Consider the following 20,506-nt stretch of genomic DNA (forward strand, 5'->3'; position numbering starts at 1 on the left):
AGAACTTCAGCGCCCGGCCACCCGTCGTGGTCTCCGGCGAACCGAACATCACGCCGATCTTCTCGCGCAGCTGGTTGATGAAGATCGCCGTCGTCTTCGACTGGTTGAGCGCGCTGGTGATCTTCCGCAGCGCCTGGCTCATCAGACGCGCCTGCAGACCCACGTGCGAGTCGCCCATCTCGCCCTCGATCTCCGCACGGGGCACCAGGGCCGCGACGGAGTCGATGACGATCAGGTCGAGCGCACCGGAACGGACGAGCATGTCCACGATCTCCAGCGCCTGCTCGCCGTTGTCAGGCTGCGAGAGGATGAGGTTGTCGATGTCGACGCCGAGCTTCTTCGCGTACTCCGGGTCGAGCGCGTGCTCGGCATCGATGAACGCCACCGAGCCGCCGAGCTTCTGTGCGTTCGCCACGGCGTGCAGCGTCAGCGTCGTCTTACCGGAGGACTCCGGGCCGTACACCTCCACCACACGGCCACGCGGAAGCCCGCCCACGCCGAGCGCCACGTCGAGCGCGGTGGACCCGGTGGGGATCACCTCGATCGGTTCGTTCGGCCGCTCACCCAGGCGCATCACCGCGCCCTTGCCGAATTGCCGTTCAATCTGTGCGAGTGCGGCGTCCAGCGCCTTCTCGCGGTCGGTTCCTGCCATGGGTTCCACCCGATTTGCTTGAGTCGATCGCTTCACGTCACAGACGCTAACCCCTGCCACTGACAATGGGCCTCGACGTCCTCCCGGCCTGTGGACAACTCCACGGCCGGACCGGCAAAACCCGGCCGGAATTCCATGAGAATGGATGTTCGATTTTGCTGTCAAGCGCACCGCGCCGGGCCGGCACGGCCGAGCGTAGTGGCTCGCGACGGCCGGCATCGAAGATGTCAGTGAACGGTCGGGCCGCCGTCGCCGGCCCGGCCGGCGTCGTCCCTGCCGCCCGCCACGGCCCGCCTGATCCTCGACAGCATCGGCTCACCACGGCTCCAGCGGTGGCCGCCCTGCACCCTTGGATCGTCCGTCACGTCGTAGCGCTTCACGTAGGCGCCAAGGAAGGCCTGGAGCGTCGCGACCGCGGGGATGGCGACCAGCGCCCCGACCGCACCCATCAGCGCGGTGCCCGCGACCACCGAGCCGAAGGCGACAGCGGGATGGATGTCGACCGTCCTTGCCGTGAGCTTCGGCTGCAGCATGTAGTTCTCGAACTGCTGGTAGACCACGACGAAACCGAGGACCCACAGCGCGTACCACGGGTCGACGGTGAACGCGATCAGCATGGGCAGCGCGCCCGCCAGATACGTGCCGATCGTGGGGATGAACTGCGAGACGAGACCGACCCAGACCGCGAGCGCGGGTGCGTAGGGCACGCCGAGCGCCACCAGCAAGATGTAGTGCGCCACGCCGGAGATCAGCGCCATCAGTCCGCGCGAGTAGATGTAGCCACCGGTCTTGTCGACCGCGATCTCCCAGGCGCGCAGCACCTCGGTCTGCCGGGAGGGCGGCAGCACCGAGCACAGCGCGCGTCGCAGCCTGGGCCCGTCGGCGGCGAAGTAGAAGGAGAACAGGAAGATCATCAAGAGCCGGAACATCCCGCCGAGCACGGTGGTGGAGACGTCCAGCACCCCGGTCGCGCTGTTCTGCACATATTTCTGGAGCCAGTCGGAGTGCAGCAGGCTGTCCTGCACCTGGACCCGGGAGAGCTCCGTGTGGAAGGTCTGGTTGACCCAGTTGATCACCGAGTCGAGGTACTTGGGGAACTCCTCGACCATGTCGACGATCTGGCCGGCGAGCATCGAGCCGAGCAGGAAGACGAAGCCGATCCCGGCGACCAGCACCGCGAGGAAGACCAGGAAGGTGGCGAGTCCCCGGCGCACCCCGTGGTCGGCCATGCGGCTGACCGCCGGCTCGACGGCCAGCGCCAGGAAGAAGGAGATGAGGATGTTGGTCAGCAGCCCGATGAGCTGGTAGAAGGCCCAGCTGCCCAGCTGGTAGCACCCGAAGAGCGCCAGCGCCATGACCATCGCGCGCGGCAGCCAGCCGGGCATGCGGGCGGGGCCGGTGCCGGGCGGCGGGTTCGGCGGGGCGGGCGGCTGGATCTGGGCGGTCTCGTCTGTGGGTGCCACGCGACAAGTCTCGCTCACCGCGGTGACAGCCGACCGCGCGGCCCGGCAGGGACCGGCGCGGGCGACGAGTGGGACGGGTGTGACGCAGGTGACGCGGGGCGCTGGTGGGCGCGCTATCGCCTCGCTCAGCGTTTGTCCGGAGGCACGCCCATCGCCGAGCAGACCCCGCGCCAGACGTCCTTGGCCTCCCAGCCCGCGGCCAGGGCCTCGTGCACCGTGCGGCCGCCGAGCTCCGCCATGACGTGATCGCGTGCGAAGGAGTCGGCGTACGTCTCGCCGAAGTGATCCGCCATCCGTTCCCAGAAAATCGTCAACCGCATGCCCCCAGTATCCCGCTCCTATGAGTGCAGCCGGACCGGGAGGGCCCTGCCGGCGGCGGTTTCCCCTCTACGGTCGGTCCATGGCTGGAACCGGAGCAAATCCCCTCGCCCGCGCCGAGCAGTTCGTCTGGCTCACCGCACGCGTTCTCGAACAGCGGCGGTTCGCCCATCTTTTCCTGGAAGGGAGCGCGGACACCGTCGAGATCGCGCTCACCGCCTACCGGAACGAGGACGGTGGTTACGGCCACGCGCTCGAACCCGATCTTCGCGGGCCCGTGAGTCAACCGCTGCACACCGCCCACGCGCTGAGCGTTCTCGACTCGATCGGCCGCTGCGAGGGTCCGCGCGTGGAACGGATCTGCCGCTATCTGACGGATGTGTCCACCAAGGAGGGCGCGCTGCCCGCGCTCCACCCCTCCCAGCGCGGCTACCCCGCGGCGCCCTTCATCCCCGTCGTCGACGACCCGCCCGCCGAACTGCTGGCGACAGGCCCGGTGGTCGGGCTGCTGCACCGAAATCAGGTCTGGCACGCCTGGCTGTTCCGGGCCACCGACTTCTGCTGGGCCGCCGTCGACGCCCTGGAGCAGTCCCATCCGTACGAGATCGAGGCGGCCGTCGCCTTCCTGGACGGTGTCCCCGACCGCGGACGTGCCGAATCGGCCGCCGACCGGCTGGGGCAACTGGTGCGCGACCAGCGACTGGTGGTGCTCGACCCCCGGCGCCGCGCGGAGTACCCGGTGGCCCCCGGCTACGCCCCCGGGGAACATCACTTCCCTTACGACTACGCCCGCACGCCGGGGTCGCTCGCCCGTCGGTGGTTCAGCGACGGCGAGCTGGAGAGCTCCCTGGACCATCTGGCGGCCGAACAGGAGGAGGACGGCGGCTGGCCGGTCAACTGGCGGCAGTGGGCACCGGGGACGGCCCTGGAGGGCCGTCCGATCGTGACGCTGAAGGCTCTGCAGACCCTCCGGTCCTACGGCCGGGCCCTGCGCTGATCCGTCCCCTTCAGAACAGGGCGCGCGCGCCAGCCGTGACCACGACGGCGGTGCCGACGACGACGAGGAAGGGAGCCCGCAGGACGAGGGCGAGCGCGGCCGCTGCGAGCCCTGCCGCTCTGGCGTCCAGCGCCAGCTGTTGTCCGTCGGCGAAGGTCTGCTGGGCGGTGAGGGCCGCGAGCAGCGCCACCGGTACCAGCGCGGAGAGCCGTTGCACCAACGGGCGCTCCAGGGCTCCCGCGGGCACCAGGAGGCCCAGGAGCTTCGCGAGATAGCAGCCTACGGCGGTGAGCCCGATGGCGATCCAGATGTTCATCGGCCCTCCCCGGGCGTCATGCTTCCGATGTCGGTCCCGTCATCCCCTGTGCCCCTGTCCCTGCCCTTGAGGAAGAGGACGAGCGGAGCCGCCAGCGCCGACACGAGTACGGGCGCGCCCGCCGGCAGCACCGGCAGGAGTCCCAGCGCCAGCACGACAGCGAGCCCCGCGGTGACACGCTCGGTGTAACTCTTCAGCATCGGCGCGAGCAGGGCGAGGAACACGGCGGGACCGGCGGCGTCCAGCCCCCAGGCGTCGGTGTCGCCGAGCGCCTCCGCTCCGAGTGCGCCCGCCAGCGTGGTCAGGTTCCACAGGACGTAGAGGGTGAGCCCCGTGACGGTGAAGCCGATACGCGCGGCACGCCTGGTGGGCTGGGGCAGGGTGACGGCGGTCGTCTCGTCGATGACCCATTGGGCGGCGAGGGGGCGCAGGGCGCGCGGCAGGGCGAGGAGCTGCGACAGCCGCAGTCCGTAGAAGGCGTTGCGGATGCCCAGGAAGAACGCTCCGGCCGCGGCGGTGTAGGGGTTGCCGCCGACCGCGAGGGCGCCCACGAGGGCGAACTGGGAGGCGCCGGTGAAGACGAGGAGGCTCAGCGCGCAGGTCTGGAGAAGGCTCAGTCCTGAGCCCGCCGAGGTCACGCCGAAGGCGAACCCGGAGAGACCTACCGCTATGCCCACGCCGAGTGCGTCCCGGACGACGGCACTGTCCGGCTTCTCGCGAAGGGGTGCTGTCTGTTCTGCCACGCCCGGAACGCTACGGGGAAAGATCCATGCCGGTCTTGTACATTCCTGCGCGCTCGCGCCGGTAGGCGCCCGGAGGCACTCCCACGATCCGGGTGAAGTGACGGTTGAGATGCGGCTGGTCGGTGAAGCCGACAGCGGCGGCGGCCTCCGCGGGCGCGGTCCCCGCGTCGAGCATGCGCCGCGCGCGGCGGACCCTGGCGTCGGTGAGCCAGGTGTGCGGGGGCATCCCGTACTCCTTCTTGAAGGCCCGCAGCAGCGCGAACGGGCTGGTTCCCAGCTCGGCGGCGAGCGCCTCCAGGGTGGGTGGCCGCTCCATCCGCTCCTCCAGCGCGTTCCGCGCGCGTGCGGCGTCACGGGCACCGGCGAAGCGCGAAGCCCTGGCCGGCAGCACGTTGCCGTGGCGGTCGAGCAGCCGGGCGACCAGGACGCGCAGGACGCTGTCGGCGGCCAGGGCGTTGCCCTCCTCGGCCGCCCGATGGACCTCGGTGATCAGCCGGGCGGCATACGGGTCGGGCACGCCGGTCTCGGCGAAGTCGACCGTGCCGCGCAGGTCCGTCAGGTCGGCCGCGATGTCGTTGACCACCTGGGCGGACGGATAGAGCGTGGCGTACACCCATCCCTCGGGCACTCCGGCGCGGGCGGTGTGCGGCACCTCCGGATTGATCATGATCACGGTGCCGGGTCCGGCGTGCAGGGTGCCGTCGGGGAGTCCGACGTCCTCGACCCCGCTGGTGATCGTGGCGAGGACGTAGCCCTCATGGCTGTGGCGGGGAAAGGTGTGGCGGACGTACCGGGCCCGCAGCAGATCCAGGTCGGGCAGCTCCGCGTACTGCCAGTGCCTCGCCCATTCCTGTGTCGCCCGGGGCTCGGCCATGCTCGTCATTCTCGCAGGTCCGGGCGGGTGGCCGAAGTCCGGGAACGCGGGCGGCGGGCACGTCCACCGGCCGTTGTCAGTGGCGGGGTGCACGATGGGGGTCATGGCCGGTTCCGCACTCGATTCGTTCTCGCCCGCGACCCGCAGCTGGTTCGCGGGCGCCTTCGACGCGCCCACCGCGGCCCAGGAGGGCGCCTGGCGGGCCATCGGCGAGGGTTCGGACGTGCTGGTCGTCGCTCCGACCGGGTCGGGCAAGACACTCGCGGCCTTCCTCGCCTCCCTTGACCGGCTGGCTGCCGTGCCGCCGCCCGCCGAGACGAAGAAGCGCTGCCGAGTGCTGTACGTGTCACCGATGAAGGCCCTCGCCGTGGACGTGGAGCGGAATCTTCGTTCGCCGCTGACCGGGATCCGTCAGGAGTCGGTGCGTCTGGGCCTGCCGGAGCCGGAGATCCGGGTGGGGATCCGTTCCGGCGACACCCCGCCGGCCGAGCGCCGTTCGATGGCGACGAAACCCCCGGACATCCTGATCACCACCCCCGAATCCCTGTTCCTGATGCTCACGTCATCGACCAGGGACGCGCTCGCCGGGATCGAGACGGTGATCGTGGACGAGGTGCATGCGGTCGCGGGCACCAAGCGCGGTGCCCACCTCGCGCTGTCGCTGGAGCGTCTGGACGAGCTGCTGCCGAGGCCCGCGCGGCGTATCGGGCTGTCGGCGACGGTCCGCCCGGTCGACGAGGTCGCCCGGTTCCTGTCGCCGCAGCGGAAGGTGGAGATCGTCCAGCCCCGCTCCACCAAGGAGTTCGACCTCTCCGTCGTGGTTCCGGTGGAGGATCTGGGCGAGCTGAGCGGCTCCCCCGCCACGGGCGACGAGGGCGGCCAGGCGGAGAAGCCGTCGATCTGGCCTCATGTCGAGGAGCGGATCGCCGATCTCGTCCAGGCTCACCGCTCCACGATCGTCTTCGCCAACTCCCGGCGGCTGGCGGAGCGCCTGTGCAACCGGCTGAACGAGATCGCCTACGAGCGGGCGACCGGCACCGCCTTCGAGGAGGAGCCAGGGGCGGGCCGGCCCCTGCCTGAGGCCCACTCCCCCGCCGAGATCATGGCCCAGTCCGGGGCCGCGAAGGGTGCACCGGCCGTCCTCGCCCGTGCGCACCACGGCTCGGTGTCCAAGGAGCAGCGCTCCCAGGTCGAGGAGGACCTCAAAGCGGGCCGGCTGCCGGCCGTGGTCGCCACCTCCAGCCTGGAGCTGGGGATCGACATGGGCGCGGTCGACCTGGTGATCCAGGTCGAGTCGCCGCCGTCCGTGGCATCGGGGCTGCAGCGGGTGGGGCGTGCCGGGCACCAGGTCGGCGCCGTGTCCACCGGGGTGGTCTTCCCCAAGTACCGGGGCGATCTGGTGCAGGCCGCCGTCGTCACCGAGCGGATGCGTGAGGGCGCCATCGAGGCGCTGCGGATCCCGTCCAACCCTCTGGACGTCCTCGCCCAGCAGATCGTCGCCACGGTGGCGCTCGACAGCTGGCAGGCGGACGACCTGCTCGCCCTCGCCCGCCGGGCGGCCCCCTTCGCCGCGCTCCCGGAATCGGCGTTCACCTCCGTGCTCGACATGCTCGCCGGGCGCTACCCGTCCGACGCGTTCGCGGAGCTGCGGCCGCGCGTGGTGTGGGACCGCGTCACCGGCACGGTCACCGGGCGCCCCGGCGCCCAGCGGCTCGCCGTCACCTCGGGCGGCACCATTCCCGACCGCGGGCTCTTCGGCGTCTTCCTGGCAGGCGCCGACCCGAAGAAGGGCGGCGGGCGCGTCGGCGAGCTGGACGAGGAGATGGTCTACGAGTCCCGGGCGGGCGACGTCTTCACCCTGGGCACCACATCCTGGCGGATCGAGGACATCACCCGTGACCGGGTCCTGGTCTCGCCCGCCCCCGGAGTCCCCGGCAGGCTGCCGTTCTGGAAGGGCGACCAGCTGGGCCGGCCGCTGGAGCTGGGCCGTGCGCTGGGTGCGTTCCTCCGCGAGATCGGCGGGCTGTCCACCGAGGACGCCAGGCTCCGGCTGCTCGCCGCAGGACTCGACGCCTGGGCCGCCGACAACATCCTGTCCTACCTCGACGAGCAGCGTCGGGCCTGCGGCCACGTCCCCGACGACCGGACCATTCTGGTCGAGAGGTTCCGGGACGAGCTGGGTGACTGGCGCGTCGTGGTGCACTCGCCGTTCGGCGCCCAGGTGCACGCCCCGTGGGCCCTGGCCCTGTCTGCCCGGCTCGGCGAGCGGTACGGCATGGACGCACAGGTCATGCACGCGGACGACGGCATCGTGCTGCGGCTGCCCGACGCCGATCTGATGGGTCTGGACCTCCTCGACTTCGATCCGGTCCAGGCGGACGCGCCCGGCGAGGCCGGAGGCGGACCGGCGCGCGGCGAGGCCGGCCCGGTGTTCCCCGCCGCCGGGCACGACGGCGAGCAGCCGCCCGTCGGCGCCACCGACGTGGTGTTCGACAAGAGCGAGATCGGCCAGGTCGTCACCGAACAGGTCGGCGGATCAGCCCTGTTCGCCTCCCGGTTCCGTGAATGCGCCGCGCGTGCGTTGCTGCTGCCCCGGCGCAGCCCGGGAAAGCGCACCCCTCTGTGGCAGCAGCGCCAGCGCGCCTCCCAGCTGCTCCAGGTGGCCTCCGAGTTCGGCTCGTTCCCGATCGTCCTCGAAGCGGTCCGCGAGTGCCTCCAGGACGTCTTCGACGTCCCGGGTCTCACCGAGCTGATGGGCGATCTGGAGTCGCGCCGCATCCGTCTGGTCGAGGTGACGACACCCGAGCCGTCACCGTTCGCCCGTTCCCTCCTCTTCGGCTATGTCGCGCAGTTCCTGTACGAGGGCGACTCGCCCCTCGCCGAGCGGCGGGCGGCCGCGCTCTCGCTCGACTCCCATCTCCTGGCGGAGCTGCTCGGCCAGGCGGAGCTGCGGGAGCTGCTGGACGCCGACGTCCTGGGCGAGCTCGAGCGGGAGCTCCAGTGGCTGACCGACGACAGGAAGATCAAGGACGTCGAGGGGGTCGCCGATCTGCTGCGGGTGCTCGGCCCCCTCACCGACGCCGAGTTGGCGGAGCGCGGAGCGCGGAGCGGATGGGCGGCGGAGCTGGAGACGTCCCGGCGCGCCATCCAGGTCCGCATCGGCGGCGCCGCTCACCGGGCGGCTGTCGAGGACGCGGGCCGGCTGCGCGACGCGCTCGGCACCGCACTTCCGGTGGGTGTCCCCGAGGCGTTCACCGAGCCTGTCAAGGATCCGCTCGGCGACCTCCTCGCCCGGTTCGCCCGTACGCACGGGCCGTTCACCTCGACGCAGGCGGCGAGCCGTTTCGGCCTGGGCACCGCAGTCACGGACGGAGCGCTGCAGCGGCTCGCCGCTTCGGGCCGCGTCGTCCAGGGCGAGTTCCACCCCGCCGGCATCGGCCAGGAGTGGTGCGATGCCACCGTCCTGCGCCGGCTGCGCCGCCGTTCGCTCGCCTCGCTCCGCCAGGAGGTGGAGCCTGTTCCGCCCGCCGCGCTGGCCGGCTTCCTCCCCCAGTGGCAGCACGTCGGCGACAACAGCCTGCGAGGCATCGACGGGCTGGCCCGCGCCATCGAGCAGTTGCAGGGTGCCCCGGTCCCCGCGTCCGCCCTGGAGAAGCTGATCCTGCCGAGCCGCGTCGCGGGCTACACCCCCGCCATGCTCGACGAGCTGACGACCACCGGCGAGGTCGTCTGGGCGGGCGCGGGCGCCCTCCCGGGGAAGGACGGCTGGCTATCCGTCCATCTCGCCGACAGTGCGCCGCTGCTCCTCCCGCCGCCCCTCCCGCTGGAGGAGACCGCGCTGCACGAGTCGGTTCTGACCGTGCTCTCCGGTGGGTTCGGGCTCTTCTTCCGGCAGATCGCCGATCAGGTCCGTGCCACCACCCATCCGGACTGCACCGATCCCCAGCTGGCCGAGGCGCTCTGGGACCTGGTCTGGTCGGGCCGCCTCACCAATGACACGCTCGCCCCCCTGCGTTCGCTCCTCGGATCGGGGCGTACGGCGGGCTCCACCGCTCATCGCGCACGGCGCAATGTGCCACGTGGCCGTTACGGGACGCTGACCGCCGCCGCCCGTCCCACGTCCCGTACCGGCCCGCCGACGGTGTCCGGACGCTGGTCGCTGCTGCCACCGCCCGAGCCGGAGCCGACCCATCGCGCGCATGCCCTGGCCAGGACGCTCCTCGACCGCCACGGTGTGGTGACGCGTGGCGCGGTGCAGGCCGAAGGCGTCGAGGGCGGGTTCTCGGCGGTCTACCGCATCCTTGCCGCGTTCGAGGACAGCGGGCAGGCCCGCCGTGGTTATGTCGTCGAGGGGCTGGGAGCGGCCCAGTTCGCCATGGACGGCGCCGTGGACCGGCTCAGAGCGGTGTCCACCGCGCGCGACCGCGCGGACCCGGGCGCCGCCCCCCGCGCGCTGGTCCTCGCGGCGGCCGACCCCGCCAACGCGTACGGCGCCGCCCTGCCCTGGCCCGAGTCGCCGGACGGCGCGGGACACAAACCGGGCCGCAAGGCGGGTGCGCTGGTGGTCCTCGTGGACGGCGAGCTGACGCTCTACATGGAGCGCGGCGGCAAGTCCCTCCTCGCGTGGCCCACGGACCCCGCCGACCCGGCGCTCCAGGCCGCGGCCGGAGCCCTCGCCTCGGCCGCCCGCGCGGGAACACTCGGCACGATCACGGTGGAGCGTACGAACGGCGCTTCCTCGCTCACCTCCCCGCTGGGCCGCACCCTGGAGGCGGCCGGCTTCCTCGCCACTCCGAGAGGCCTGCGGCTGCGCGCCTGAGCACGACCGGCTTCGGCGCGAGCCGGGGACCCCCGCGCGGCCCGGTCCGCGCATCATGGACGCATGCCCGAAGGTGACACGGTCCTGCAGACCGCCCGGCGTCTCGACACGGCACTCGCCGGCCAGGTGCTCACGGTCGGCGACCTGCGGGTCCCACGCTTCGCCACGGCCGACCTGTCCGGCCGGACGGTCCTGGGCGTCACCGCACGCGGCAAGCACCTGCTGACCCGCTTCCAGGACGGCCTCACCCTCCACAGCCATCTGCGCATGGAGGGCGCCTGGCGTGTGTACGAGGCCGGCGAACGCTGGCGGGGCGGGCCCGGCCACCAGATCCGCGCCGTGCTCGCCACCGCGGAGCGCAGCGCCGTCGGCTATCGGCTGCCCGTGCTCGAGCTGCTGCGCACCGTGGACGAAGGGCAGGTCGTGGGGCACCTCGGCCCCGATCTGCTGGGTCAGGACTGGGACCCGGACCTCGCTCTGCGCAATCTGCTCGCCGACCCCGGACGCCCGGTCGGGGACGCGCTTCTGGACCAGCGCAATCTGGCCGGTATCGGCAATGTCTATATGTGCGAGCTCTGCTTCATGGCCCGTGCGACGCCTTGGCTTCCGGTGGGCGAGCTGCCCTCGAGCATCGCCGCACGTCTGGTCAGCACGGCCGAACAGCTCCTGGTGGCCAATCGCGACCGCCCGGTGAGGACCACGACCGGCGCGACCCCCGCCATGTCCCGCAGCCAGGCGCGGGAGCGTCTCTTCGTCTACGGGCGGGCCGGGCGTCCCTGCCTGCGCTGCCGCACGACCGTCCGGGTGGCGGACCGTGACAACCGTCCCGCCTACTGGTGTCCGCACTGCCAGACCGGGCCGGTCCCCGTCCCGTGATCGCTAGGAGGGTATGTCCCTGCGGGCCGGGTCAGGATCGTCCGGGTCTGGACCGTCCAAGCCGCGACCGTCCAGGCCGGGATCGTCCAGGCCGGGATCGTCCACAGCGCGCTCCGGCCGCACCGTGGACGCCACATGGACGGGCAGGAGGCTCAGCCCCCATCCCCCGGCCGCCACCGCGCCCTCGACCAGTCCGGCGTGCCGCGGCTCCAGGAACAGCCGCAGCACCGCCCACCACCACACGCCACCGAGGACGAGCGCCGGCACCCATCGCCGCACCATGGCTGCCTCCTCCGGCCGACGCTAGTACGGCACGATCTCCTGGCGGGAGGGCGCATCGGCGCACGACCAGGCGTGCACACGGCGCTGGCGGAACCACAGCGATTCCGGCGGCCTTCCGGCCTCTTCCGCAGTTTCTCCCGGGTCGGCGCCGACTGCATCCCGCGGCCGCCCCCGGCATGCCGGTGCCCCGCGGACCGGATCCGCGGGGCACCGGTGGAGGTTCGGCTTCTACTTGTCGTCGTCGGTGAGGGAATCCTTGAGTCCCTTCGCGCGGTCGCCCGTGGCGCCCAGCTTGTCCTCCGCCTTGGCCTTGGCCTGGTCGGACTTGCCCTCGGTCTCCTTGCGGCGGTCGCCGGTGGCCTTGCCGGTCGCTTCCTTGGCCTTGCCCTTGAGCTTGTCCATGGCGCTCTTGTCCGTCACGGTGACTCCTTTCCTCGGGTGCGCGTTCGGATTCAGGCGCTTTCCGCCTGGAACATCCACGCGTGCTTCTCGAGATCCGCGGTGAGCGTGATCAGGATGTCCTGGCTGATGGGATCGGGTTCGTCGGTCGCCTCGATCCGCTCCCGCATGCGGTCGATGACCACACGGAGCGCGTCGACGAGCACCCTCACCGCGTCGACGTCCTTGATCCAGCCGTCGGGCACGGAATCGATCGCCGTCGTCTTCGCGAGCGTCCGGGACCGGCCGTCCGGGTTGACGCCGACCGCGGAAGCCCTCTCCGCCACCGTGTCCGAGTGCTGCCGCGCCGTATCGACGACCTCGTCGAGCTGAAGGTGCACGGAGCGGAAGCGCGGGCCGACCACGTTCCAGTGGACCTGCTTGGCCACCAGGGAGAGGTCGATCAAATCGACCAGCGCACCTTGCAGCGCGTCTCCGACGGCCTTGCGATCCGCATCGGACAAGGCGCTCTTCACGACAGACATGCACTTCTCCGTTCAGATAGCTGTTCGCCTAGCTTGTTCGCCTTACCATCTGTCCACAATGGCACATATGGCACTGAAGGGGCATTTGAGCGCGTTCCGGGTAATTACCCTTCGGCCTCACCCCCCGCCTGCCCCGCGAACGGCCTCGCACACACCGGGTACGCGAAAGCCCCGGCCGACCCCTCGCGGGGCCGACCGGGGCTTTCGTTCACCACGAACCGTGCGGTCAGGCGGCGACGACATCCACCGCCTCTGCGGGCGCCTTGATGGTCACCCGTCCCGTCGGAACGCCGGCGACCGACGCGACAGAGACGGAATTGAGCATCGGGCGTACCGGCACAGGCACTGCATCACTGGCTGCTGCCGACTCGGCCAGCTCGGCCAGCGACAGCTCATCGCTCACTTCACGCATGAGCTCGGACATCCGTACGTCCAACGCGTCGCAAATGGCGGAGAGCAGTTCGGAGGACGCCTCCTTCTGCCCCCGCTCCACCTCGGAGAGATAGCCGAGCGAGACTCGGGCGGACGAGGAGACTTCGCGCAGAGTACGGCCTTGGCGCTGGCGCTGCCGACGCAGCACGTCACCAAGCAGGCGACGGAGCAGAATCATCGGTGGCTCCCTCCTCGGACCGCGTAGCCGCATCCTTCACGCCCCACCGTACCGCCTTGCGCTGCGGCCGTGCGGGGAGCGATGTCGTGTTCACTCAGGGCTGCAAACATCAATTCCCCCCGTTCTGTTCCGTATCCTGTGTCCCCGCATTTTCACCGAGTTCGCCGGAGAGCAGGTGGAGCAGGCTCCGCACACTCTCCTTACGGATGTCCGTCCTTCCGCCGTTCAACCTCAGCTCGGCCACTTTCTGTACACCGCCCGGCCCCGAAACGGCTATGAAAACCGTTCCGACGGGTTTGCCGTCCTGCGGCTCGGGCCCGGCGACCCCGGTGGTCGAGATGCCCCAGTCCGCGCCCAGCACCCGGCGTACGCCGGCGGCCATCTCCAGGGCGACATCCGGGTCCACCGCGCCGCGATCGGCGAGCAGCACGCCGTCGACGCCCAGCACATCCCGCTTCAGAGGCGTGGCATACGCCGTGACTGACCCGCGGAAGCACTTCGATGCCCCGGGCACGGAAGTGAGCTCGGCGGCCACCAGACCGCCGGTGAGGGACTCGGCGACCGCGAGCGTCTCACCGCGCCCCTGAAGCTGCCGCAGGACCTGCGAGGCCGCAGCCGTCACCGCTCGGCCTCCGCTGCGCTCCGGGTGTCCGCCGCGCTCTCCCCGGCCGCCTCCATGTCGGCGGCCCGCTCGGCCTCGATCCCGTGGCGGCGCAGCACGACGGCCTGGCGTACGTAGTCGAGGCCGGTGACGACCGTCAGGACGACGGCCACCATCATCACCCAGAAGCGCAGGGTCGCCAGGGGACCCGTCAGCGCCAGGACGTACATGCCCACGGCGACGCCCTGGGCCAGGGTCTTCATCTTCCCGCCCCGGCTGGCGGGGATCACCGAGTGCCGGATGACCCAGAAACGCATGAGCGTGATGCCGAGCTCACGGAAGAGGATCACGCCGGTGATCCACCACGGCAGATCCCCGAGCCAGGAGAGACAGATCAGCGCCGCACCCATGATCGCCTTGTCCGCGATCGGGTCGGCGATCTTCCCGAAGTCGGTGACCAGGTTGTACGCGCGCGCCAGATGGCCGTCGAACACATCGGTGATCATCGCGACGGCGAAGGCGGCCCAGGCGAAGGAACGCCATACCGGGTCGTAGCCGCCGTCGTGCAGGAGCAGCACGACGAAACCGGGGACGAGCAGCAGCCGCGCCATCGTGAGGATGTTCGCGATGTTCCACAGGCCGGCCTGGTTGACGGCCGCCGCTCCCAGCTTGCCGCCGCGGGGCGCCGGCGTCGCGCCGGAGCCGCCCGCCGCGGATGCCGGGGCTCCCGTCATCTGGCTGCCTCCGCAAGCTCGTGGTGTTCGGCCACGAGGTCCACTCCCTCGGTGCCCACTGCCTTCGCTTCGACCATACGGCCCGGCACGAGCCCCTCGCGTGCGGTGAAGACCACCTGGCCGTCCGTTTCCGGCGCCTGGTGGGCGGCTCGGCCCACCGCCACGGGCCCGTCCTCGTCGGACTCCACCGACTCGACGAGGACCTGGAGGGTTTCACCGACCCGCTCCTCGGCACGCTGCGAGGTCAGCTCCTCGGCGAGCTGCGAGATGTGCGCGAGGCGCTCGGCGATGACGTCGGCATCCAGCTTGTTCTCGTAACCGACCGCCTCGGTGCCGTCCTCGTCGGAGTAGCCGAAGACCCCGATGGCGTCCAGGCGTGCGCCGGTGAGGAAGCGTTCCAGCTCGGCGAGGTCGGCCTCCGTCTCACCGGGGAATCCCACGATGAAGTTCGACCGCGCACCGGCCTGCGGCGCCTTCGACCGAATGGTGTCCAGCAATTCGAGGAAACGGTCCGTGTCACCGAACCTGCGCATCGCGCGCAGGACGCCGGGGGCGGAGTGCTGGAAGGAGAGGTCGAAGTACGGGGCGACCTTCGGCGTCGAGGTGAGTACGTCGATCAGTCCCGGCCGCATCTCGGCGGGCTGCAGGTAGCTGACGCGGATCCGCTCGATCCCCTCGACGTCGGCGAGCTCGGGCAGCAGGGTCTCCAGGAGCCTGATGTCGCCGAGGTCCTTGCCGTACGAGGTGTTGTTCTCGGAGACGAGCATGACCTCCTTGACTCCCTCGCCGGCGAGCCAGCGGGTCTCGCCGAGTACGTCGGAGGGGCGCCGCGAGATGAATGAGCCGCGGAAGGACGGAATGGCGCAGAACGAGCAGCGCCGGTCGCAGCCCGACGCGAGCTTCACCGAGGCCACCGGGCTGGTGCCCAGCCTCCGGCGCAGAGGCGCCCGCGGCCCTGAGACCGGCGCGACACCTTCCGGCAGGTCCGCGGGGGCCGGTGTGATCTCCTGGGCGTGCCCGGGCAGCGCGACGGCTGCGTCCTGGCGCTCGGCCGGGCTGATCGGCAGCAGCTTGCGCCGGTCGCGCGGGGTGTGGGAGGCGTGGATGCCGCCGTTGAGGATGGTCTGCAGGCGGTCGGAGATGTCGGTGTAGTCGTCGAAACCGAGCACCCCGTCCGCTTCGGGCAGCGCCTCGGCAAGGTCCTTGCCGTAGCGCTCGGCCATGCAGCCGACGGCTACGACGGCCTGGGTTCTGCCGTGATCCTTCAGATCGTTGGCTTCGAGCAGGGCATCGACGGAGTCCTTCTTGGCGGCTTCGACGAACCCACAGGTGTTGACTACGGCGACATCCGCGTCCGTGGCGTTCTCGACGAGCTCCCAGCCGTCCGCTGCCAAGCGGCCTGCGAGCTCCTCCGAGTCCACCTCGTTACGGGCGCAGCCAAGAGTGACAAGGGCGACGGTACGGCGTTCGGGCATGGGCTCAAGACTACTTTGTCCCGGCACTCCTCCTGCCGTGCAGGGTTCACTGCTACGCGGAGTGACCGAAACAGTCGGTGGAGCGGTGGAGCGGTGAAGCGGTGAAGCGGTGAAGCGGTGAAGCGGTGGAGAACGAGAACGGTGAGTACCCGGCACCTGCCGGGCACTCACCGTCGGAAGAACGGGTCGGGAGAAGAACGGGGGGCGAGGTCAGCCGACCTCGGGGTCACCCTTGGTGTACGAAAGCCGCTCGACCTGACCTGATTCGAACTGGTCGTCGACCTGCTTGCCGTTCACGAAGAGCTCGATCGCCCCGGCGTCCCCGAGGACGAGGTCGACCCGCTCCTTGTCCTGGAAGGTCTTGGAGTCCCCCTCGGCCAGCAGACCGTCGAAGAGCACCCGCCCGTTGTGGTCCTTGGCGGAGATCCAGCTCTTGCCCGAGTTGGCGCTGAGCCTGACCGTCACCTTGTCGCGGGGAGCCGCGGCGATGGCGCTTTCGGAGGGAGCGGGCTTGGGGTCGGCGGGCTTGGTCCGGGTGGGCTTGGCCGTGGCCTTGTCGGGGGTCGAGCCTTCGGCGACCTGTGCCGAGCCCGAGCCCTCGTCATCGCCGTTGAAGAGCGTGAAGCCGACGAAGCCGACCACGGCGACGATCGCGGCCACCATGGCCGCGGTCCAGTTGGGCCGACGGGGTTCGGAGCGGATCCGTTCCGCCTCGAACAGCGGGGCCGCGGGTGTGGGCGCGGGACGGCCGCCGTGCTCGGCGTCGAACTCCTCGATCAGCGGATCGGGGTCGAGCCGGACGGCGCGGGCGAGCATACGGATGTGGCCGCGGGCGTACACGTCGCCGCCGCAGCGGGAGAAGTCGTCCTCCTCGATCGCGTGCACGATGGGGATGCGCACCCGGGTGGAGCTGCTGACTTCCTCGACCGTCAGACCTGCGGCGATACGAGCCTGCTGAAGCGCGCGACCGATCGAAGGCCGGTCGTCTTCGGGGGAGTTGCCGATGGACACGGGGGCGCCTTTCGAGCGTGAGCCACCTGCTGGATGTTCAGTCTAGGGGTGGTACGAAAGGGTGGGGCAACCGGGAGCGACGACTTTGTACGCCATCGGGTTCGCCGGGAAACCCCTCGGGCAGGACACAGGACGGAGCACGGGGCGGATCATCCCGCTACTCCTCCCTTCAACTTGACGCACGGCCGGGCGAAACGGTTGCCCGCAACGCTCCTACGGAGCGGTTTCCCCACGAATGACGGCCAACACGCCGTCGAGCTCGTCGGGTTTCACCAGGACATCGCGTGCTTTGGAGCCCTCGCTGGGGCCCACGATGTTGCGCGACTCCATCAGGTCCATCAGCCGGCCCGCCTTCGCGAAGCCGACCCGCAGCTTGCGCTGGAGCATCGATGTCGATCCGAACTGGGTGGACACGACCAGCTCGGCCGCCTGGCAGAGCAGATCGAGGTCGTCGCCGATGTCCTCGTCGATCTCCTTCTTCTGCTTGGTGCCGACCATGACGTCCTCGCGGAAGACCGGCGCCATCTGATCCTTGCAGTGCTGGACGACGGCCGCGACCTCGCCCTCCGTGACGAAGGCCCCCTGCATGCGGGTCGGCTTGTTCGCCCCCATGGGCAGGAACAGGCCGTCACCCTTCCCGATGAGCTTCTCGGCGCCGGGCTGATCGAGGATGACCCGGCTGTCGGCGAGCGACGAGGTGGCGAAGGCGAGCCTGGAGGGCACGTTCGCCTTGATCAGACCGGTCACGACATCGACCGAGGGCCGCTGCGTGGCGAGCACCAGGTGGATACCGGCGGCGCGTGCCAGCTGGGTGATACGGACGATGGAGTCCTCGACGTCGCGCGGGGCCACCATCATGAGGTCCGCCAGCTCGTCGACGATGACCAGCAGATACGGGTAGGGCGAGAGCTCCCGCTCGCTCCCCTCGGGCGTCTTGGCCTTGCCCGTGCGTACCGCGTGGTTGAAGTCGTCGATGTGCCGGAAGCCGTAGGCCGCAAGGTCGTCGTAGCGCAGGTCCATCTCGCGCACGACCCACTGGAGCGCCTCGGCGGCCTTCTTCGGGTTGGTGATGATGGGGGTGATCAGGTGCGGAATGCCCTCGTAGGCGGTGAGCTCGACGCGCTTCGGGTCGACGAGCACCATCCGTACGTCCTCCGGCGTCGCCCGCACCATGACCGAGGTGATCAGACAGTTGATGCAGGAGGACTTGCCGGAACCGGTCGCACCGGCGACCAGGACGTGCGGCATGTTCGCCAGGTTGGCCATCTCGTAGCCGCCCTCGACGTTCTTGCCGAGCGCGACCAGCATGGGGTGATCGTCCTCGGCCGCGTCCGCGAGGCGCAGCACGTCACCGAGGTTGACCATCTCCCGGTCGGAGTTGGGGATTTCGATGCCGACGGCGGACTTGCCGGGGATCGGGGAGATGATCCGGACGTCCGGGCTCGCGACGGCGTACGCGATGTTCTTGGTGAGGGCGGTGATGCGTTCGACCTTGACCGCGGGGCCGAGTTCCACCTCGTACCGCGTGACGGTGGGGCCGCGGGTGAAGCCGGTGACGGACGCGTCGACCTTGAACTCCGTGAAGACGGTGGTCAGTGAGGCGACGACCGCGTCGTTGGCTGCGCTGCGCGTCTTGCCGGGGCCTCCGCGCTCCAGCAGGTCGAGCGACGGCAGCGAGTAGGTGATGTCGCCGGAGAGCTGCAGCTGCTCGGCACGGGCGGGCAGCGGCTCGGACCGCTCGGGGGCGGGCTTCGTCAGATCGGGCACGCCGTCGCCCGAGGACGGGGAGCTCTTCTCGGCGCGGCCGTCGCCGGACGGTGTCTTCTGTGCCGACCGCGCACCGGGGACCGGAGTGCTGCCGGTCCGCTCCCGGTCCCGGTCCGTGGAGACGCCCTGGGTCAGATCGGCGACGACCGGCGACGGGGGCATGCCGTTGAGTACCGCCCCGTCGAGCGCGGCGGCCGCGGCCGCCGCGACGTCCACGGCGTCCATGGAGCGGTTCATCGCGGGCTGCGCGGACGGCTTGCGCGACCGGCGGCGCTTGGCCGGCGCCTCGCCTTCGGCCTGGTCCGCGTCGTACGCCCCGTCCGGCTCCTGGCGCCGTGCCGAGGCCCGCCGCGAGCGCTCGGGCAGCGCGTCGCGCCACTGCTCCTCGTACCGCTCGTCGTCGCTCCCGTCCTCCTCGCCCGGTACGTACACCGGGTCGACGATGCCGAGCCTGACGCCGAGCTGCCGCAGCCGGCGGGGGATGGCGTTGACCGGGGTCGCGGTGACGACCAGGAGTCCGAAGACCGTCAGCAGCAGAAGCAGCGGGACGGCGAGCACCTCGCCCATCGTGAAGACGAGCGGCTGGGAAGCGGCCCAGCCGATCAGACCGCCCGCGTCCTGCATGGCGTCGGTCCCGTCCTGACGGGACGGCGATCCGCAGGCGATGTGGACCTGGCCGAGCACACCGATGACGAGCGCGGAGAGTCCGATGACGATACGGCCGTTGGCCTCGGGCTTCTCCGGATAGAGGATCAGCCGCACGGCGACGGCGCCCAGCAGTATCGGCACCAGCAGATCGAGCCGCCCGAACGCACCGGTCACGAGCATCTCGACGAGATCGCCGACAGGGCCCCGCAGATGCGACCAGGTGCCCGCCGCCACGATCAGCGCGAGCCCCAGGAGCAGCAGAGCCAGTCCGTCCTTGCGGTGGGCCGGGTCAAGTCCCTTCGCGCCACGCCCTATGGATCGGAACACCGCCCCGACACCGTGCGCGGTACCCAGCCAGAGGGCACGGACGAGCCGGTACACGCCCCCCGTGGGGGACGGCGCGGGCTTGGGCGCGGGTTTCTTCGCCGCCGCCTTCTTGGCTGGTGCCTTTTTGGCGGGCGTCGTCTTCTTCGCCGCCGCCTTCTTGGCGGGCGCGGCTTTCTTCGCCGGTCCCTGGGTACGACCGGCACTCTTCGCGGTGCCCGCCGTACCCAGGGAACCCTTGCCGGACGTACGTGAGGCCATGTGACTGAGGTTACCGGTGTCGGCGCCTGTGGACACGTGTGCCTACGGCTTCACCCGTCCGTGTCGCCCTTGCGGAGGCGCTCAACTGACGCACCCTCAGCCGGTGGGGGTCAGCTCTGCGAGGGCAGGGGCGCCGCGGATCCGCCCGCACCGGGCTCCAGCGCGTCGAGCGCGCGGCGCAGTCCGGTGAGCTTCCGCTCAAGATGCGCGGCCGTGGCCACGGCCGCCGCGTCCGCCGATTCGTCGTCCAACTGCTTGGAGAGCGCCTCCGCCTGCTCCTCGACCGCGGCGAGCCGCGCCGAGAGCTCGGCGAGCAGGCCGGCCGGCTCCTTCTCATCGGCCCCCTGGTGGGCACCGCCTTCGAGCTGGAGACGCAGCAGTGCCGCCTGCTCACGCAGCTGGCAGTTCTTCATGTACAGCTCGACGAAGACCGAGACCTTGGCGCGCAGCACCCAGGGGTCGAACGGCTTCGAGATGTAGTCCACCGCACCCGCCGCGTAACCACGGAAGGTGTGGTGCGGACCGTGGTTGATCGCGGTCAGGAAGATGATCGGGATGTCCCGGGTCCGCTCCCGCCGCTTGATGTGTGCGGCCGTCTCGAATCCGTCCATGCCGGGCATCTGTACGTCCAGCAGAATAACCGCGAAATCGTCCGTGAGCAGCGCCTTGAGCGCTTCCTCCCCTGACGATGCCCGTACCAGTGTCTGATCGAGCGCAGAGAGGATGGCCTCCAGCGCCAGCAGATTCTCCGGCCGGTCATCGACCAGGAGGATCTTGGCCTTCTGCACCATGGCCCGCCCTCCTCGCCCCGG

The 20,506-nt window shown here is 70.7% G+C and carries 19 protein-coding genes; 3 read left to right on the forward strand and 16 right to left on the reverse strand.

The genetic code is table 11. The annotated features are described in order from the left end of the window. The 3 genes from recA to AB0C75_RS34950 all read right to left on the reverse strand — a co-directional run. The coding region (gene recA, locus AB0C75_RS34940; protein WP_362896414.1) for a recombinase RecA at positions 1-652 on the reverse strand (652 nt) is incomplete at its 3' end. A 227-nt stretch (positions 653-879) separates the two neighbouring features. Beyond that, a complete protein-coding gene (locus AB0C75_RS34945; protein WP_362896447.1) occupies positions 880-2,037 on the reverse strand; it encodes an AI-2E family transporter in 1,158 nt (385 codons plus the stop codon). Between the two features lie 203 nt (positions 2,038-2,240). Beyond that, the gene (locus AB0C75_RS34950) at positions 2,241-2,435 is read right to left on the reverse strand and encodes a DUF3046 domain-containing protein (protein ID WP_362896416.1); all 195 of its coding nucleotides are present in this window, start codon (positions 2,433-2,435) and stop codon (positions 2,241-2,243) included. Between the two features lie 80 nt (positions 2,436-2,515). Here AB0C75_RS34950 and AB0C75_RS34955 point away from each other — a divergent pair, with 80 nt between their 5' ends. After that, positions 2,516-3,430 carry a hypothetical protein gene (locus AB0C75_RS34955; protein WP_362896418.1) on the forward strand — a complete coding sequence of 305 codons (915 nt, stop codon included), beginning with the start codon at positions 2,516-2,518 and terminating at the stop codon, positions 3,428-3,430. A 10-nt stretch (positions 3,431-3,440) separates the two neighbouring features. Here AB0C75_RS34955 and AB0C75_RS34960 read toward each other — a convergent pair whose 3' ends face one another. Genes AB0C75_RS34960 through AB0C75_RS34970 form a run of 3 tightly spaced genes read right to left on the reverse strand, consistent with a single transcriptional unit; the run spans position 3,441 to position 5,363 of the window. Continuing rightward, entirely contained in the window at positions 3,441-3,746 is a 306-nt protein-coding gene (locus tag AB0C75_RS34960; RefSeq protein WP_362896420.1) for an AzlD domain-containing protein, read from the reverse strand. Then, positions 3,743-4,513, reverse strand: a complete 771-nt coding sequence (locus tag AB0C75_RS34965; protein WP_362896449.1) for an AzlC family ABC transporter permease — start codon at positions 4,511-4,513, stop codon at positions 3,743-3,745. Before AB0C75_RS34965 ends, AB0C75_RS34960 begins: the two co-directional genes overlap by 4 nt. After that, on the reverse strand, positions 4,500-5,363 hold the full coding sequence (locus AB0C75_RS34970) for an AraC family transcriptional regulator (RefSeq protein ID WP_362896422.1): 864 nt from the start codon (positions 5,361-5,363) through the stop codon (positions 4,500-4,502). Before AB0C75_RS34970 ends, AB0C75_RS34965 begins: the two co-directional genes overlap by 14 nt. 103 nt (positions 5,364-5,466) lie before the next feature. Between AB0C75_RS34970 and AB0C75_RS34975 the strand changes: the two genes are divergently transcribed. Then, on the forward strand, positions 5,467-10,182 hold the full coding sequence (locus AB0C75_RS34975; RefSeq protein ID WP_362896424.1) for a DEAD/DEAH box helicase: 4,716 nt from the start codon (positions 5,467-5,469) through the stop codon (positions 10,180-10,182). Positions 10,183-10,245: 63 nt separating this feature from the next. Continuing rightward, positions 10,246-11,058, forward strand: coding sequence for a DNA-formamidopyrimidine glycosylase family protein (locus AB0C75_RS34980; protein ID WP_362896426.1), 813 nt, complete (start codon positions 10,246-10,248; stop codon positions 11,056-11,058). A 3-nt stretch (positions 11,059-11,061) separates the two neighbouring features. Here AB0C75_RS34980 and AB0C75_RS34985 read toward each other — a convergent pair whose 3' ends face one another. The 10 genes from AB0C75_RS34985 to AB0C75_RS35030 all read right to left on the reverse strand — a co-directional run bounded on the left by AB0C75_RS34985 (position 11,062) and on the right by AB0C75_RS35030 (position 20,485). Continuing rightward, positions 11,062-11,340: a hypothetical protein gene (locus AB0C75_RS34985; RefSeq protein ID WP_362896428.1), complete on the reverse strand. Its 279-nt coding sequence runs from the start codon at positions 11,338-11,340 to the stop codon at positions 11,062-11,064. Positions 11,341-11,568: 228 nt separating this feature from the next. After that, a complete protein-coding gene (locus AB0C75_RS34990) occupies positions 11,569-11,760 on the reverse strand; it encodes a CsbD family protein (protein WP_362896430.1) in 192 nt (63 codons plus the stop codon). Between the two features lie 32 nt (positions 11,761-11,792). Next, positions 11,793-12,263: a DNA starvation/stationary phase protection protein gene (locus AB0C75_RS34995; protein WP_362896431.1), complete on the reverse strand. Its 471-nt coding sequence runs from the start codon at positions 12,261-12,263 to the stop codon at positions 11,793-11,795. 226 nt (positions 12,264-12,489) lie between these two features. Next, positions 12,490-12,873 carry a helix-turn-helix transcriptional regulator gene (locus tag AB0C75_RS35000; RefSeq protein ID WP_014153702.1) on the reverse strand — a complete coding sequence of 128 codons (384 nt, stop codon included), beginning with the start codon at positions 12,871-12,873 and terminating at the stop codon, positions 12,490-12,492. 109 nt (positions 12,874-12,982) lie between these two features. Then, positions 12,983-13,495, reverse strand: coding sequence for a nicotinamide-nucleotide amidohydrolase family protein (locus AB0C75_RS35005; protein WP_362896432.1), 513 nt, complete (start codon positions 13,493-13,495; stop codon positions 12,983-12,985). Beyond that, the gene (gene pgsA, locus AB0C75_RS35010; RefSeq protein WP_362896433.1) at positions 13,492-14,208 is read right to left on the reverse strand and encodes a CDP-diacylglycerol--glycerol-3-phosphate 3-phosphatidyltransferase; all 717 of its coding nucleotides are present in this window, start codon (positions 14,206-14,208) and stop codon (positions 13,492-13,494) included. Before pgsA ends, AB0C75_RS35005 begins: the two co-directional genes overlap by 4 nt. After that, the gene (gene rimO / locus AB0C75_RS35015) at positions 14,205-15,683 is read right to left on the reverse strand and encodes a 30S ribosomal protein S12 methylthiotransferase RimO (protein ID WP_362896434.1); all 1,479 of its coding nucleotides are present in this window, start codon (positions 15,681-15,683) and stop codon (positions 14,205-14,207) included. The genes pgsA and rimO overlap by 4 nt, the downstream gene beginning before the upstream one ends. A 210-nt stretch (positions 15,684-15,893) precedes the next feature. Then, positions 15,894-16,694, reverse strand: a complete 801-nt coding sequence (locus AB0C75_RS35020; protein ID WP_362896435.1) for a RodZ domain-containing protein — start codon at positions 16,692-16,694, stop codon at positions 15,894-15,896. Positions 16,695-16,907: 213 nt separating this feature from the next. Then, a complete protein-coding gene (locus AB0C75_RS35025) occupies positions 16,908-19,694 on the reverse strand; it encodes a DNA translocase FtsK (RefSeq protein ID WP_362896436.1) in 2,787 nt (928 codons plus the stop codon). A gap of 110 nt (positions 19,695-19,804) precedes the next feature. Continuing rightward, a complete protein-coding gene (locus AB0C75_RS35030) occupies positions 19,805-20,485 on the reverse strand; it encodes a response regulator (protein WP_362896437.1) in 681 nt (226 codons plus the stop codon). Positions 20,486-20,506: the final 21 nt, after the last annotated feature.

Source organism: Streptomyces sp. NPDC048565 (assembly GCF_040650935.1).
Lineage (GTDB): Bacteria > Actinomycetota > Actinomycetes > Streptomycetales > Streptomycetaceae > Streptomyces.

Bases quoted from the DNA above. Each gene is read 5' to 3' on its own strand.
- AB0C75_RS34945 (WP_362896447.1), bottom strand. From the start codon at position 2,037: ATGCCCGGCTGGCTGCCGCGCGCGATGGTCATGGCGCTGGCGCTCTTC.
- AB0C75_RS34950 (WP_362896416.1), bottom strand. From the start codon at position 2,435: ATGCGGTTGACGATTTTCTGGGAACGGATGGCGGATCACTTCGGCGAG.
- AB0C75_RS34955 (WP_362896418.1), top strand. From the start codon at position 2,516: ATGGCTGGAACCGGAGCAAATCCCCTCGCCCGCGCCGAGCAGTTCGTC.
- AB0C75_RS34960 (WP_362896420.1), bottom strand. From the start codon at position 3,746: ATGAACATCTGGATCGCCATCGGGCTCACCGCCGTAGGCTGCTATCTC.
- AB0C75_RS34970 (WP_362896422.1), bottom strand. From the start codon at position 5,363: ATGGCCGAGCCCCGGGCGACACAGGAATGGGCGAGGCACTGGCAGTAC.
- AB0C75_RS34975 (WP_362896424.1), top strand. From the start codon at position 5,467: ATGGCCGGTTCCGCACTCGATTCGTTCTCGCCCGCGACCCGCAGCTGG.
- AB0C75_RS34980 (WP_362896426.1), top strand. From the start codon at position 10,246: ATGCCCGAAGGTGACACGGTCCTGCAGACCGCCCGGCGTCTCGACACG.
- AB0C75_RS34985 (WP_362896428.1), bottom strand. From the start codon at position 11,340: ATGGTGCGGCGATGGGTGCCGGCGCTCGTCCTCGGTGGCGTGTGGTGG.
- AB0C75_RS34995 (WP_362896431.1), bottom strand. From the start codon at position 12,263: ATGTCTGTCGTGAAGAGCGCCTTGTCCGATGCGGATCGCAAGGCCGTC.
- AB0C75_RS35000 (WP_014153702.1), bottom strand. From the start codon at position 12,873: ATGATTCTGCTCCGTCGCCTGCTTGGTGACGTGCTGCGTCGGCAGCGC.
- pgsA (WP_362896433.1), bottom strand. From the start codon at position 14,208: ATGACGGGAGCCCCGGCATCCGCGGCGGGCGGCTCCGGCGCGACGCCG.
- rimO (WP_362896434.1), bottom strand. From the start codon at position 15,683: ATGCCCGAACGCCGTACCGTCGCCCTTGTCACTCTTGGCTGCGCCCGT.
- AB0C75_RS35025 (WP_362896436.1), bottom strand. From the start codon at position 19,694: ATGGCCTCACGTACGTCCGGCAAGGGTTCCCTGGGTACGGCGGGCACC.
- AB0C75_RS35030 (WP_362896437.1), bottom strand. From the start codon at position 20,485: ATGGTGCAGAAGGCCAAGATCCTCCTGGTCGATGACCGGCCGGAGAAT.